The organism is Haladaptatus halobius (assembly GCF_020618475.1).
GTDB classification, from domain to species: Archaea; Halobacteriota; Halobacteria; order Halobacteriales; family Haladaptataceae; genus Haladaptatus; species Haladaptatus halobius.
On sequence record NZ_CP085338.1, the window covers coordinates 70,389 to 84,726 of the forward strand.

The 14,338-nt window shown below is 55.1% G+C and carries 12 protein-coding genes; 8 read left to right on the forward strand and 4 right to left on the reverse strand.

Going from position 1 to position 14,338, the window contains the following annotated elements:
- Positions 1-103: 103 nt before the first annotated feature.
- Positions 104-1,321: a mandelate racemase/muconate lactonizing enzyme family protein gene (locus tag LIW51_RS28075; protein ID WP_227379317.1), complete on the forward strand. Its 1,218-nt coding sequence runs from the start codon at positions 104-106 to the stop codon at positions 1,319-1,321.
- Positions 1,322-1,934: 613 nt separating this feature from the next.
- Here LIW51_RS28075 and LIW51_RS28080 read toward each other — a convergent pair.
- The 3 genes from LIW51_RS28080 to LIW51_RS28090 all read right to left on the reverse strand — a co-directional run bounded on the left by LIW51_RS28080 (position 1,935) and on the right by LIW51_RS28090 (position 5,321).
- Positions 1,935-3,608 carry a thiamine pyrophosphate-binding protein gene (locus tag LIW51_RS28080; RefSeq protein ID WP_227379318.1) on the reverse strand — a complete coding sequence of 558 codons (1,674 nt, stop codon included), beginning with the start codon at positions 3,606-3,608 and terminating at the stop codon, positions 1,935-1,937.
- Positions 3,609-3,976: 368 nt separating this feature from the next.
- The gene (locus LIW51_RS28085) at positions 3,977-5,023 is read right to left on the reverse strand and encodes a hypothetical protein (protein WP_227379319.1); all 1,047 of its coding nucleotides are present in this window, start codon (positions 5,021-5,023) and stop codon (positions 3,977-3,979) included.
- Between the two features lie 4 nt (positions 5,024-5,027).
- Positions 5,028-5,321, reverse strand: a complete 294-nt coding sequence (locus LIW51_RS28090) for a hypothetical protein (RefSeq protein WP_227355964.1) — start codon at positions 5,319-5,321, stop codon at positions 5,028-5,030.
- Between the two features lie 98 nt (positions 5,322-5,419).
- Here LIW51_RS28090 and LIW51_RS28095 point away from each other — a divergent pair, with 98 nt between their 5' ends.
- Positions 5,420-5,770: a cupin domain-containing protein gene (locus LIW51_RS28095; RefSeq protein ID WP_227379320.1), complete on the forward strand. Its 351-nt coding sequence runs from the start codon at positions 5,420-5,422 to the stop codon at positions 5,768-5,770.
- Positions 5,771-6,014: 244 nt separating this feature from the next.
- Complete coding sequence (gene xacF / locus LIW51_RS28100) at positions 6,015-7,463, forward strand: 2,5-dioxovalerate dehydrogenase (RefSeq protein WP_227379321.1); 1,449 nt, start codon at positions 6,015-6,017, stop codon at positions 7,461-7,463.
- A gap of 33 nt (positions 7,464-7,496) precedes the next feature.
- Here the strand turns inward: xacF and LIW51_RS28105 are convergent, their stop codons facing one another.
- Positions 7,497-8,366, reverse strand: coding sequence for a fumarylacetoacetate hydrolase family protein (locus tag LIW51_RS28105; RefSeq protein ID WP_227379322.1), 870 nt, complete (start codon positions 8,364-8,366; stop codon positions 7,497-7,499).
- A 170-nt stretch (positions 8,367-8,536) separates the two neighbouring features.
- Here LIW51_RS28105 and LIW51_RS28110 point away from each other — a divergent pair, with 170 nt between their 5' ends.
- The 5 genes from LIW51_RS28110 (at position 8,537) to LIW51_RS28130 (ending at position 14,324) form a co-directional block, all read left to right on the forward strand.
- Positions 8,537-9,859 carry a nickel pincer cofactor-dependent isomerase, group 22 gene (locus LIW51_RS28110; RefSeq protein ID WP_227379323.1) on the forward strand — a complete coding sequence of 441 codons (1,323 nt, stop codon included), beginning with the start codon at positions 8,537-8,539 and terminating at the stop codon, positions 9,857-9,859.
- Positions 9,849-11,138, forward strand: a complete 1,290-nt coding sequence (locus LIW51_RS28115) for a four-carbon acid sugar kinase family protein (RefSeq protein WP_227379324.1) — start codon at positions 9,849-9,851, stop codon at positions 11,136-11,138. The genes LIW51_RS28110 and LIW51_RS28115 overlap by 11 nt, the downstream gene beginning before the upstream one ends.
- Before the next feature lie 27 nt (positions 11,139-11,165).
- A complete protein-coding gene (locus LIW51_RS28120) occupies positions 11,166-11,516 on the forward strand; it encodes a cupin domain-containing protein (protein ID WP_227379325.1) in 351 nt (116 codons plus the stop codon).
- Positions 11,517-11,545: 29 nt separating this feature from the next.
- Positions 11,546-12,520 (forward strand): 4-hydroxythreonine-4-phosphate dehydrogenase PdxA, encoded by a 975-nt coding sequence (gene pdxA, locus LIW51_RS28125; protein ID WP_227379488.1) that lies wholly within the window; start codon positions 11,546-11,548, stop codon positions 12,518-12,520.
- Between the two features lie 265 nt (positions 12,521-12,785).
- Positions 12,786-14,324, forward strand: coding sequence for an ABC transporter substrate-binding protein (locus LIW51_RS28130; RefSeq protein WP_227379326.1), 1,539 nt, complete (start codon positions 12,786-12,788; stop codon positions 14,322-14,324).
- Positions 14,325-14,338 lie beyond the last annotated feature (14 nt).

The following is a 14,338-nucleotide window of genomic DNA, read 5'->3' on the forward strand; positions in this document are numbered from 1 at the left end:
ACAATGGTTATTAGGGTTCGCCCCGGCCCTCCGAACGTCAGTCTATGAAACCAGATATTACGGTAGCAGATAGTAAGACGAACGGCCACAGGAGGGTAATCTGATGCGGGACTTCTCGAATCACGCAACCAATCGTCCTCCAGAACGGGACGTGGAGATCACGGACATAGAGACTGCAGTCGTCGAAGGGAACTTCGAGTGGAATCTGGTGAAAGTTCATACTAACGCCGGAGTCACGGGCATCGGCGAGTCGTACCGCGGCGGAACCGTCACCGACATCATGAAATACACAAAGCGCTTCCTCGTCGGAGAGAACCCACTCGATCCGGAGCGCATCTTCCGCCGCATCGTCCAAGATATGTCGGGGCACGGTGGCACTACTGGCAAAGTGGTGACCGCAGCTTCTGGCATCGAAATCGCCTGTTGGGATATTATGGGGAAAATCCTCGACGTCCCTGTCTATCAATTACTCGGCGGGAAGTACCGCGACGAGGTTCGCATTTACTGTGACTGTCACGCGGGCGAAGCCTTCGAAACCGAGGCCGGGTACGTCGCCCACCACGATGAGGATGTCTACCAGCCCGAGGCGTACGCAGAAGAAGCTGCGCGCGTGGCCGATATGGGATTTACCGCATTGAAATTCGATCTCGACATGGACATGGATAATCACCCAGATCCGTACAACGGGCGGGTATCAAACCGTGCCGTGCAACGCAAGGTCGAGATCGTAGAGACGGTTCGCGAAACCATCGGCTACGATATCGATCTCGCGTTTGACGTCCATTGGGACTACTCACTGGACAGTGCCAAACGGATTGCGCGGAAGATGGAGCCCTACGATCTGATGTGGCTTGAGGACGTCGTCCCCCCAGAAAACATGGATGCTCAACGGGAAGTGGCCCGGGCAACAGACGTGCCACTCGCCACCGGTGAGAACCGATTCCGCGTCCACGAATTCAAAGATCTCCTCTACAATTTCGGCGTCGATGTCATAACGCCTGACCCGTCGACCTGCGGCGGCCTCGCCGAGTCAAAGGCTATCGCCAACCGCGCCGAGGAGAACTACATCGCCTTCTCACCACACAACATCTGCAGCCCTATTGGGACGATGGCTTGCGTCCATCTTGGTGCCTGCATCCCGAACTTCGACATGCTGGAGTACCATGCTCTTGAAGTCGACTGGTGGGACGACCTCCACACGAGTAACTCACTGATCGAGGACGGATATATTGAAGTCCCCGAAAAACCGGGACTCGGCATCGACCTTGACGAGGATATCGTCGAGGAACACCTCCTCGAGGGCGAATCAGGCTTTAGCTGAATGCAGGCGCTCAGCCACCTTCCTCAAGGAGTAACGCAGGCTGAAGGCCGAGTAGCGCAGTAGGGAGAGGATACAGCGTCGTCATTGTCTTTTATACACTGTACTACGGCAGGCCCATAGGCTCACGCAAACGGTACGTTAATGTTTAATGCAGGCGCTAAAACCTCTCCCGTTAGGGCGGAGATACAGCACCGTCTTTAAGGTGCTTTCACTGCGCGACAAAGCCTTCCTACTGCTGTATTTGAACGGGGTAGTAAGACGGTCGGCGCGTGGTTCTGCGTTCACATCCAAGAACACGGATGCGCAGTCTGCTACGTTCGCCAGCGGGACCGTCAACCAGGTAGGAAAGGGACGGTCCAAACCAAACCCCTGTGGAGACTGCACTCCCTGGGCGACACACCGTCGTACAAAAGCGTGTCGTGGAAGCAGGAAGCTCTGCCCTTCAGGGCGGGATAGTTCACGGCGCATACAGTGAAGCGGAAGACGATCACTATCCGTGAAGACCAAGATGAGTGGATAGAGGAGCAACACCACAACCTCTCGCCGTTCATTCGCGAGAAAATAGACGAACTCATTGAGGAGCGCGAATAACGGATGTACTACGCCTACAAATTCACCTGAACGAGAGGTCGGTTTCGTAATCCGCAGCTTCTATTGCGGATGGCTCTTCCGTTTGCACCGTCACATCGATAAGTTCTGGCCCAGATCGGCGCTCGATGGCAGCTTCAACCGCATCACCGGCGGCCGCTGCTGTGTCAACACTAGTGGCTCTCACTCCGAACCCGTTAGCGATTTCAGCGAGGTTCGGGCGGTTCCATGTGAATTCGTGCTGGTCGGTGTATTGCATGATCTTCGGCGATTTCGAGATGATACCGTAGTCTGCGTTATCCGAAACAACAACTACGACGTTGAGGCCGTACTCGGCGGCGGTATGGAGTTCATGGATGCACATCATCAATCCACCGTCACCGGTAAGGCAAATTACAGGTTGGTCGTCGTTGCGACCGGCAGCTACACCGATTGCTGCCGGGAGACCAACGCCCATCCCAGCCCATGACCCGGCAGTGACTATCCGATTCGGATTGTACGTCTCGAAAAGTTGCATTGCCCAGAGCCGGAACCCGCCAACGTCAGTTGTGACTGGGGATTCACGGGGTGTAACAGCACGGACTGCTGTAAGGAGCTCCGGCGTATTGGCGGGATTATCGCCATTGAAGAGCCCGAGGTCGTGGAGATGCGCTTCGTACTCTGACCAAACCCGTTGGGCGATAACTGCACTATTCCAGCCGTCCCCTCCTCGCCCATCGAGTTCCTCAAGGAGGCGGTCACCCGCACGAGTGACGTCATCGATAATTGCAATATCGGCCTCATAGCCTGTGTTCACGTCGCTAGAGTCCATATTGACGTGGATGAGCGTCTCCCCCAAGGGGATATCCCAGTGAGCTGTGGTGACGCCGTCGAAGTCAGTGCCAAGCGCGAGAACAACGTCGGCAGCTGCGAGTGTCTCACGCATTCCGGCGGGTGAAGGACTTCCAGTAACGCCTAGCCACCGGTCATCGTCTTCTGGAAAGACGCCTTTTCCCTTATAGGAGGTAATGACGGGTGCATCGAGGGCCGTTGCGAGTTCCTGGACGACGCGGGAACCTTCTGATGACCGCCGAGATCCTCCACCCGCGTAAATTACCGGACGTTCAGAAGCGGCGAGAAGATCCGCGACTTCGGTATAAGTGTTGTTCTCGTACGAAACCCGTTCAGGTTCCACGCTTGAGGTCGGCGCCTCGACCTCCCTTGCAAGAATTCCAGAGGGGATGCCCAGTCGAACTGGGCCGTATGGTGGGGTGAGTGCAGTCTCGATTCCTCCCTCAATCTGTCCGAGGAGATCGAGATCGTCTTCGACAGTCACGTTTCGCTTGACCGCATTGTCAAAGGTGTCTGGTTCAATTTCGTGAATAGGACTCTTTCCGCGCTCGGCAGGATCCGTATCGGCGGATATATGGAGGATAGGTACGCAGTCCTCGTAGGCGTTCTTTAGGCCGTGCATCGCGTTTGTATCGCCAGGGCCGGGCACAGTGAGAGTCGCCGCAGGTCGACCGGTTGCCTCGTAGTACCCCCAGGCTATATGAGGGACGGCCGTCTCGTGGCGGGCCATTAGGTACTCCATCTCGTCGCGCTGAACCACGATCCGGTCTAAGGGGAGTGTCTGGGTTCCGGGTAGCCCGACGAGTAATTTCACGTCCGAATCGATCAATGCCTCATAGACAAGTTCACCACCGGTTCTATCTGCCATGAGAGTGTATTGCGCATTCTTCTACAAAGAGATACTCCTTAAAAAGACGATCCTGGAAAGTTTCTTCACTAAGAAAAGAACACGGGACAAGAGTTGAGTTCTGTCTGTGGAACAAGCATGCGACTCTCTGGGGTAACTGTACACACACTCTCTTCGCCTATTAAGGCTTGATAGGAACGTCAGTTCCACGATGTCGTTCGTCGGCTGCATAAGCGTGATTTCGTTCTCATCCGTGTCGAAACAGTTGATGGTTTCGTCGGATATGCACCCGGTGCGGCGACGAGGTGGAACTAGTCCCAATCCGCCGGTTAGTCACGTCGTCGGTACTGATTTCGGCAAGTTGATGGAGAGTGAGAGCTTACCGGTACTTAACTACCTAACCGGTGACTGCGCAACGTGCGTGTAATCTCGCGAATATCATCCGCACCGGTGCCGGTCCCCTGGTCGTCAGCTCGTTTCTGCAGGCTGGTGGCGACACGGTCTTCAGCCTCACGCAGATCGGTGGCGATCCGGTTGACACGACTCCTCTGTCTGGCGGTTAAGTCTCGATCTCGGAGGTCGACGAGCGCTGAGCGGGTATCGTCGGCAATCCTGAGGGCATTCTGTCCTGTACTCACGAGACGGGCGGACTCGTTGTCAGTCCACCGGATTTCGACCGTTGATTCTCGGAGGATGGTGACCCGGAATCGTGCTTTCGCAATAGCGGCATCGTTCTCGCTCATATCGGGGTCGACCGTGGCGTAAACGTCATAGGATGCTAGAGCGACCTTCTCAAGAGGGTTATACGCGTTCGAGGGGTAGCCGGCGGTGGCGACGGAGCCAACGCCAAGGCCTGTCGCTGTCACAAGAGCGACGGTGAGGACAATCCGAAACCCACCTTTGATGGGCTTGCGCTGGCTCATTGGATTCGCCCATAACTGATCAAAAGAAGTTCCGAGTGCTTCCGTAAGGTCTCCAGCGAGATCTGCTGTCCGCTTTGATGCGCCTGCGAGGATAAGCCGACCTGAAGCACTCACGCGCACGAAGGAATTATGAAATCCCGCATGTCTGATCGAGAGGCCCGTTCCTTCGGGGAAGTCGTTGAGGACGACACGCTCATAATCGTCAGTGTCCTTGACGACGTCACAGATGGTGTCTAGGATCTCTTCACGATTGTTGAATTTCTCTGTCGACGTAAAGAACCGGTCTTTCGTTCCGGCACGTGTATCTTCAGCCTTGAATTCACGGTGGTGTTGGTGGACGGTATGTTTCACAACGGCAATAGCGTCTGGTGTGGCGGACACGAGGACGCCGAGAGCGGCTACCCACACGAACTGTTGGAGACCATCCTTGTTACCGTACTCAAGGGCACCCCATGTCGCGGCGACGAACAGAATTACACCACCTGTGATAGCGGTTATGCGCAGTTTATTCATTGATCTACCGAGTATAGGTACCAAGGACTAACTGTTTGATTTTACCTATGAGACCAACACTCCTCTGTTGTCGCTCCTGTTCAAACAACGGCTCCAGTTTCTCGTAGAGATCGTCTTCGTCCTCGAATCGATCGATGTCTCCTTGTGCGAGGAGCTCACCGAGCATCATTGATTCTCCCTTTTTATCGATCGAAATATTGGTGAGCGCATATTCACGTTCAAGCCGCGACACGGAGACGGGGTAGGACCACCCGCTCTTCTCAACCAGTTCGGCTACCTTCTTTGATCCGTAAGTCATGTCCTGTGATAGACCACTGAACGAGTATAAATCTTACATCGCCTCTGCGACCCTTTCCATATAGATTTTTACCGTTGGGTGAGCAATGACAAATGACAATGGAGCCTAACTTCTTCGACAGAGCAGAGACCTACGAACCAGAGAAAGATTGGTGGCGCGTCTCGATGGCTGGGAGCGAGAAATTTAGCTTCGAATGGTTCGAAAAGCCTCCGGGACATAGTTCCCCGATGCACGACCATGAGAACGAGCAAGTATGTCTTGTACTTCAAGGTGAACTCACCATCTCCACCGAAGACGATAAAGTCACTCTCAATGAATACGATTCAGTGTGGCTTGACTCATGGGAGGCCCACCGCGTTGAGAACACCGGCCACGACCCCGCCGTCGGAATCGACGTGTTCGCGCCAGGGCGCTCGTTCGACTTTTGGCTTCATCGTGAAGATGAATAACTCCCTCCCACTAGTCGTGGTCGCACTTCGATCAATCCGCAACAGGAACGTTGTCAAATGGATTCACCTTCATCTCTTGAGTGGAATCACCTACTGAACACCTCGAACTGTTCGTCTTAATCACCTGAGCTAAAACCGTATCACCGTGAGACTGGCGCAAAGTCTCGCCCTTCGGGGCGGGGAGGATGTCAATTGATTACCGGAACCAAAAGCCTCGTTACCGACGACCTTGAATTACCCCACTATGCCGGATGAAATTCAGAACTACATCTCAGGCGAGTGGACTGAGTCCGAAACCGGAGAAACATTCGAGGTCGTAAATCCCGCGGATCCGAACACCGTCATCAACGAATATCAGCGGTCAAGTCGCGAAGATGCTACAGAGGCCGTGGAGGCGGCTGTCGCGGCCAAGGACGAGTGGGCAAATACACCAGCTCCCAAGCGCGGTACCATTCTCCGTAAAACGGCCAAAATCCTCGAAACTCGTAAGGAGGAACTGACGGATCTTCTCACCACAGAAGAGGGAAAAACCCACGGCGAGGCTGGTGGTGAGGTTCAACGCGCCATCGACATCTTCTATTACTTCGCTGGGAAGGCGAGCGACTTGGGTGGAACGGTTAAATCAGCCGGCGGGCAGCATACTACCCTCTATACGCGCACAGAGCCGGTCGGCGTGGCCGCACTCATCACTCCATGGAATTACCCCATTGCAATTCCCGCCTGGAAACTCGCTCCTGCACTCGCGACCGGCAACACGGTGGTCATCAACCCTGCATCCCTGGCTCCCGGCGTCGCAGTTGGCATCTTCAAGGCGCTTGACGAGTCCGGCATCCCGGACGGCGTCGCGAATCTCGTAACTGGTCCTGGTGGAGAAGTCGGCGACGAGATCGCATCCCACGAGGGGGTCGACGCCGTTTCCTTCACTGGGAGCGGCGAGGTCGGCAACTACGTCTACGACGCTGCCACCGACAGCCAGAAGCGCGTCCAAACCGAGATGGGAGGGAAGAATCCGACCGTGGTTTCAGCGTCCGCAAACGTCAAGGAAGCCGCTGACATAGTCGCCGCGGGAGCCTTCGGCGTGACCGGTCAGGCCTGTACAGCGTGTTCCCGAGCCATCGTCCACGAGGAAGTTCACGACGATTTTGTCAAAGCCGTCGTCGAACGGGCCGAGTCTATCGATATCGGTCCCGGAGATGAGTACGAAATGGGCCCGCAGGTCAGCGCCGATGAGTTCGAGAGCACGCTCGATTATGTTAAGATAGCTGACAAGGAAGGTGCAACCCTCGTGACCGGGGGAGGGACGCCTGAAGGTGATCGATTCGGTGACGGTTACTTCGTCGAGCCAACGGTCTTCACCGACGTTGAATCCGACTATCGCATTGCCCAAGAGGAGGTCTTCGGTCCAGTACTCGCTGTCATAGCGGTCTCTGACTTCGAGGAGGCGGTGGAAGTCTGTAATGACGTCAAATATGGACTCTCTGCGAGTATCGTGACCGAGAACCACTCGGAGGCCAACCGCTTCATTGAAGAAGCTGAAGCGGGCGTCGTGAAGGTCAACCAGAAGACGACGGGGCTCGAGCTCCACGTTCCGTTCGGCGGATTCAAACATTCCTCCAGCGAGACGTGGCGCGAACAGGGAGATGCCGGTGTAGATTTCTACACCATCGAAAAGACCGTTTACGACAACTACTGAAAGCGGTCTACGTACACCCTTGATTTCACCATTTTACACCTGTATGACGGGGTTCGACAGCGTTCCGATCGACTCGATATCTATTGTGACCGTATCGCCCTCCTGCAAATTAAAGTCGGCCGCCGGAACGATAGACGTCCCAGTCATAAGAACAGAGAGTTCAGGGACTGCGTTGTGCTGCGTGTAACAGCGGGTGAGTTCCTCGCAGGTTCGGATCATTTCGTCGGTGGATGTCTCTCCCGAGAAGCACGTCTCACCGTCGCGTTCGATCGTCATCGACATCGAGAGATCCTGGGGGTCGCCAACCGTGTCCGGGCTCGCTACTGATGGCCCGACGGCTACACATCGGTTGTAGACCTTCGCCTGTGGGAGGTAGAGTGGATTTGCACCCTCGATTTCACGACTGCTCACGTCATTTCCGATGGTGTAACCGACGATGTCACCCTGGTAGAGCACGATACCTAATTCCGGTTCGGGAACGTTCCACTGGGAGTCCTCGCGAACCCCAATGGCCTCGTCCGGACCGACCGTCCGTGACGGCGTTGCTTTGAAGAAAATCTCTGGGCGCTCGGCTTGATAGACGTCGAGGTACATCTCGGGCATCCCACTCTCCTCTTTGCGCGCCTGCTCGCTAATCTCGTAAGTGACGCCGGCAGCCCATACCTCGTCTGGGATTAGTGGGAGACCACAGTTTCTGGCGATCTCGTCAGAAGCCACTGTCGGTGCAGAATCGACGAGCTTAGAGGCCACCTCGTCGGACGTTTTCTCAACCACGGCTGCAGTTCGCAATAAATCGTCGAAACCGGACAGTTCTACCTTCACAGAACTCAGGTCGTAGTACTGTCCGTTCGTCTCCGCCACGAGGTGCTCCTCAGCACCGCGGCTTACCTGGTAGTAACGCATGTAACAATCCACTGTTGACGGATTATAAAGCTCTTCTGCACCAACGTATCTTGGAAGGTGATCTCTGGCGTGGAAAACGAGGCCGCCCGATCTCTGTCTTTCTGTTAATTCACCGGTCAGACCACGTCCACTGAAGACAGAACTAAGACGTCTGGGGAGTGAGGAAAATCATGGTATCACTCGACATCCCCAGTCCGGAACGACTTGAAGGAGTCAATGACTTGTCTATTGGGCAATTTCCGCGATTCGCCCGCGCCCAACGCCATTGGGATCCACCACGGATCGCCAACGTATCAGCAACAACGCGGGCGGTTATCGACGACATCCCGGCGTTCGACGACCTCAAGGAGGGTGCCGAAATCGCCATCACCGCCGGGAGCCGTGGAATTCACGACATGCCCGAAGTGTTAGAGGCTACTGTCACAGAACTGCAAGATCGGGGATTTGTCCCGTTTGTGGTTCCTGCGATGGGCAGTCACGGCGGCGCCACCGCCCAAGGCCAGCGCGAGGTGCTCGCCTCCTACGACATCACCGAGGAGCGACTCGGCTGTGAGATTCGCACTTCCATGGACACCGAGATAGTTGCAGAAGACGACGAAGGGTGGCCTGTGCCGGTCTCGTCAGTCGCACTAAACGCTGATGCAGTTCTCCTTGCAAACCGGGTGAAACTTCACACCGACTTCTGCGGTGATATCGAGAGCGGCCTCACGAAGATGGCGGTCGTCGGCCTTGGGAAACAACGTGGAGCCGAAGTTATGCATAATGCGGCGCTGAACCGCGGATTAAGTACGGTTATCCCCGAACGGGCAACGCTCATCTTTGAGAATGCCCCCGTCGTGGGTGGTATCGCTCTCGTCGAGAACGCTAATGATCGTGCAGCCATCATCAAAGGGGTGCCAGTTGAGGACATTCCTGAGCGCGAGCCGGAACTCCTCGATCGATCTCGCGAACTTTTCCCAGGACTTCCGGTCGACCATCTTGATCTCCTCATCATCGACGAAATCGGTAAAGATGTCTCTGGCACTGGCATGGACACGAACGTCGTCGGTCGGTACATGTTCGATGACGAGCCAGAACCAGAGAACCCGGATATTAAGCGCATTGCCGTCCGCGGCCTCACAGAAGCTTCTCACGGCAACGGTATCGGCATGGGCCTTGCAGAGTTCGTCCACGAGGATCTCGTCGCCGATCTGAACCTAGCGGATGTCTACATGAACATTGTCACGAGCGGAGAGCCCGCCCGAGCACGCATTCCGATCGTCGCCCCCTGCGACCGGACTCTGCTCATCCTCGCTGCCTCCGTGACCGGCGTCCGTAACCCGGCCAACCTTCGCGTCGGCTATATTGCAAACACTCTGAGGCCCGATGATCTCTACGTCTCCGAACCTGTCGCAGATGAACTTGAGTTGCGAGAGGATGTCACTGTTAGCGAGCGTGAACAACTGTCCTTCGACGAAACGGGCGACTTCGAATTCCATTTCGATGACCACTGATCACGCCCTCGTTGTCGCCGACGATTTAACCGGCGCGACCGACACTGGTCACTCTTTCGCCGCACGAGGATACGAGACGGTCGTCCGCATCGACCCCGATTTCGACGCACCCGAAGCAGTGGTTCTCGTCGTCGATACTGATTCACGCTACGTCGATCGTGATGAGGCGGTCACGAGAGTCCAAGACGTCGCTGCGTCGACTGAGGCAGCCGTCGTCTATAAGAAGGTCGACTCGACGCTCCGTGGAAACCTAGGTGCCGAGATCGTCGCCGTCTACGATGCTATGGACGCGGATGCAGCCACCGTCGCGCCAGCGTTCCCCTCGAATGACCGTCTCACCGCGGGCGGGTACCACCTCGTTGACGGTGAACTCGTCACGAACACCGAGGCGGGCAAAGACCCGGACAGTCCCATTGAAACATCACATATCCCACATCTCCTGCGTACACAGATTGACGACCCTATCGCCCACGCAGACGTCGAATGCGTCGCTTCCCGATCAGCGGCCAAGAAACTTCATCGCTCGAACGAAAGTATGGGGGATGAGCGCCGTATCGTCGTATTTGATGTCGTTCACGACTCGCACCTCGATATCATCGCCGAGGCCGCCCATGAATACGACGGTGACGTATTATTAGTTGGCAGTGCAGGCCTCGCAGAGGCCGTCCGTCTCCCCTGCGAACCGACGGCCGAACGACTCACCCTCACTGATAGTCCGACAGCCACCGCCTTCGGCATTGTAGGAAGCGTGAACCCCCAGACATTGACACAGTTGGACGTGCTCTCTCAGAACCGAGTCATCAACCTTGACACTACAGTCGCAGTGCACGACCCTGCTGCCGCTGCGGCGGCTGCCGCCGATAAATGTCTCGAACGGTTTAATACGGAATCGGCCGTCGTCCTCGCGTCGGCGCGCGACCACAGTGACATAGAGGCAACGCTCGATGCAGCAAACCGGGCGAGTATCCCAGAGCGAAAAGCCCGTGAGCATGTGACCTCGGCACTCGGAACGGCCGCCGCACAAGTCTGGGAGGCATCCGAACCAGATGGGCTGTTTCTCACCGGCGGTTCGGTAGCGAAAGCTGTACTCGGTCGACTCGATGCAGGCGGGATTGCCCTCCGCGGCGAGGGGATTTCCGTAGGCGTCCCCGCAGGCGAGGTTCGCGGTGGCCCAGCGAACGGTACGCCCATCGTGACGAAGGCAGGCGCATTTGGAGATGACTCCACTATTATCGACGCAATAAACTATCTTCGACGAACCCCAGAGAGGAGCAAGTGATAAGGGGTTATCTGCAAACATGGCGATATGGACATTGATTCCTATGATGCAGGCGATGCCGTCGAGGTTCTCGAGGGTATCCACTTGGCCCAACTCGTTGCAGGTGACCGGGCAAGTGTCCAACATTTCCGTATCGAACCACGTGCTATCGTTGATACGCATAGCCATGAACACGAGCAACTCGGCTTCATGAACAGAGGCGAACTGGTCTTCACCATCGACGGAGAGGAACAAATCGTCGGCCCCAACGACTCCTATGTGATTCCAGCGGATGAACCTCACGCTGCCGAAAATCGTAGTGACGACGTTGCAAATGGAATCGAAGTGTTTGTACCGCCTCGCGAGATCCCTCCCTGGGTCGAGGGAGGAGAGACGTGAGCGATCACCGCCCTCGTCTCGGGATCACGATGGGAGATCCTTCGGGGATCGGTGGCGAGATTTCCGTCAAGGCGTACGAAGATGCACGCGAAGTGGCCGACATCATTGTCGTCGGGGATGCTGATGTGATGCGCAGGTCGATGCAGATCTGTGACGTCGGTTTCGCGGTCAACGCCATCGACACCGTCTCTGAAGCACAGTTTGAGGCGGGCGTACTCGATGTCCTTGACGTTGATAACGTCGATTCGACAAATCATGACTGGGGTGACCTTCGAGAGGAGTATGGGAAGGCAAGTCTTGAGTACATAGAACGTGCCATCGATCTCGCATCTGACGGTGACATCGATGGCATCGTCACCGCGCCCATTAATAAGCAATCAACACAGATGGCCGGGAGTGACCACGCTGGACACACCGGATTACTCGCTGCGCGCACGGGTGTAATGACCTACTCGATGATGCTCATCGAGGAAAACCTCCGGGTCACTCATGTTAGTACTCACGTCCCTCTTCGTGAGGCCTGCGATCTCGTCACCACGGAGAATGTCCTCGACACCATTCGTGTCACGCAGGACGGTCTCTGCGATCTCGGACTCGAAGATCCCACTATCGCTGTCGCCGGGTTGAATCCCCACGCGAGTGATGGCGGACTCCTTGGCGATGAAGATCTTGAGGAGATTGCGCCCGCCGTCGTGCGTGCCCAAAAAGAGGGCATCGATGTTGAAGGTCCCAAGTCTCCAGATACTGTCTACGTTCAGGCAGCTCGGGGAAACTACGACTGTGTCGTCTCGATGTATCATGATGAAGGACACATCCCAATCAAGCTCCTTGGATTCGGCAAAGGAGGTGAGGTCAGTGGTGTCAACATGACCGTTGGTCTGCCTATCGTGCGGACGAGTGTTGATCACGGAACGGCATTCGACATCGCGGGTGAAGGAATCGCCTCACCTCGGAGTATGGTTGATGCGATCAATGTAGCAGCTATGGCTGTTCAGAACCGTTAAACCCAGAATTAACCCACTCCTCAATCTGGATAGGTTTCTCTCTTGCAGCCTGGTCCGTTATTTCTCACTCACCACCTGCTTTAACTTGGCTTCTATCCCTTTTCACAATTCTGACTACCGAGCGCAGGGTAAATAGTAAGTGGTAAACATATAGTAATAATGGCGAAAATAGAAAGTAAAGTATCTAAGTTAACGCATTTATACTAGATGTTCATTTAAAACACGGAGTTACATTTAAATACGTGCAATTGGATAATTAGCTCGTATGGTAGATAATAGCAAAGCGGTAGTCCGTAGGAAGCTATTAAAAGCTGCGGGAGTAGCAGGAATGGCTGGTCTTGCCGGTTGTCTCGGTAATGGTGGCTCTGGAGGTGGCGGTAAAAGTGATTATCTCAAAGCCGCCAATTCACTTGACCTCGGGAAAAATTGGGAAAAACGCCGTCTGACCACGCTCGACGAGTGGAAGATAAAGAACCGGAAGGCCGTACCGAGCAAGAACAAGCTTACGAATAAAAAAGCTTGGAAAGGTTCACAGTCAGTCAAGTCGGCACCCTGGAAGCCTCCAAAAGGTTGGAAAGATACAGCCGCCTCGGATGTCGATAGCATCCAAATACTGAATTTCGGCGATCTAAAATACGATCCTGCGACAGTAGCAACGAACGCGATGTTCGAGGATCGTACTGGTATTAAACTTGAACCTCTCGAAATTGTTGTCGACCAAGCAATTCAGAAAGAGACATCATTCTTGAAGGCTAACCAGTCAAAACCGCAAATGTTCAATATCGTTAATGCTGACTCTCTTTCCTCCTTTGTGCAAGGAGGGCATCTAACAAATCTCGATCCATTGATGCCGAAGAGTAAGATGTGGGATCCATACCAGTCAGTGACTAAGCAGACGATGAAGTACCAAAAGCATACCTACGCGGGCCCTACTTACCTTGAAGGTAGCTTAGTGCACGTACGTCCGGATCTTCTCAAAGAACAGGGCGTCCCCAAAGATTCGGTGAAGGCCATCTTAAACGGAACCTGGACCTGGGACGACCTTGAGACCGCCATGAAGGCGTTCGAGGGTACTGGTTCATACGCGTGGGCATATCGCGGTTCCTCACGTGTCTATACGATGCGTGACTTCTTGAAGATGTTCTACCAGGCTGGTGGCTCGTTCGTCCAAGACGATGGTTCAGTGAAGATAAACAGTAAAGCCGGCTACACCGCCCTGAGCAAGATGGTTGAGTGGCGTGAGAAGGGATGGGTGCCCGATTCGGTCGTCAACTATGGCCAGGGTGATCTCGCCGATGGCTTCCTGTCCGGCCAATTCGCGATGGTTCCAGTCTTCGGTGACCTAGTGCCGAAATCACTAGAGAAGTACAAGAAAGGCGAGCAGTACCAACCCACTCTCTGCCCAAAGGGCGGAAAAGATGCGCCAACCCCAACTCGCGCAGGCGTCGCCTCTCCCACCAGCGTCGCTGTCAACACGAATGCAAGCAAGGGTGCGAAGCTCGCATCGCTTCTCTACCTCGATGCATGCCTCAGCCAGCCTAGTCAGTGGTGGCAGTTCGTCACAGAGGGAAATCAGTCCTACAGCAAGCGCGTCTACGAAGAAGCAGCAAAAACAGATGCTGCCAAGTTCGCAAAGGTTCGTGGGGAGCAAGTGAAGCTTAACAAAGCTGAAGTCTTCCCACAGGAGCGTCCGATCAAACAACGAGTCAGCCAAGAGTGTCAGAAAGCCATCGCAGGCAATATCTCTGCTAAGAAGGCGCTCGACAGTGCACAAGACTTCATCAACACGGTCACTGGTCAGTGACTATTCCCTCATAC

Coding starts and splice junctions, on each gene's coding strand:
- LIW51_RS28080 (WP_227379318.1), bottom strand. CDS start 3,608: ATGGCAGATAGAACCGGTGGTGAACTTGTCTATGAGGCATTGATCGAT.
- LIW51_RS28115 (WP_227379324.1), top strand. CDS start 9,849: ATGACCACTGATCACGCCCTCGTTGTCGCCGACGATTTAACCGGCGCG.
- LIW51_RS28090 (WP_227355964.1), bottom strand. CDS start 5,321: ATGACTTACGGATCAAAGAAGGTAGCCGAACTGGTTGAGAAGAGCGGG.
- xacF (WP_227379321.1), top strand. CDS start 6,015: ATGCCGGATGAAATTCAGAACTACATCTCAGGCGAGTGGACTGAGTCC.
- LIW51_RS28105 (WP_227379322.1), bottom strand. CDS start 8,366: ATGCGTTACTACCAGGTAAGCCGCGGTGCTGAGGAGCACCTCGTGGCG.
- LIW51_RS28075 (WP_227379317.1), top strand. CDS start 104: ATGCGGGACTTCTCGAATCACGCAACCAATCGTCCTCCAGAACGGGAC.
- LIW51_RS28095 (WP_227379320.1), top strand. CDS start 5,420: ATGGAGCCTAACTTCTTCGACAGAGCAGAGACCTACGAACCAGAGAAA.
- LIW51_RS28110 (WP_227379323.1), top strand. CDS start 8,537: ATGGTATCACTCGACATCCCCAGTCCGGAACGACTTGAAGGAGTCAAT.
- LIW51_RS28085 (WP_227379319.1), bottom strand. CDS start 5,023: ATGAATAAACTGCGCATAACCGCTATCACAGGTGGTGTAATTCTGTTC.
- pdxA (WP_227379488.1), top strand. CDS start 11,546: ATGGGAGATCCTTCGGGGATCGGTGGCGAGATTTCCGTCAAGGCGTAC.
- LIW51_RS28120 (WP_227379325.1), top strand. CDS start 11,166: ATGGACATTGATTCCTATGATGCAGGCGATGCCGTCGAGGTTCTCGAG.
- LIW51_RS28130 (WP_227379326.1), top strand. CDS start 12,786: ATGGTAGATAATAGCAAAGCGGTAGTCCGTAGGAAGCTATTAAAAGCT.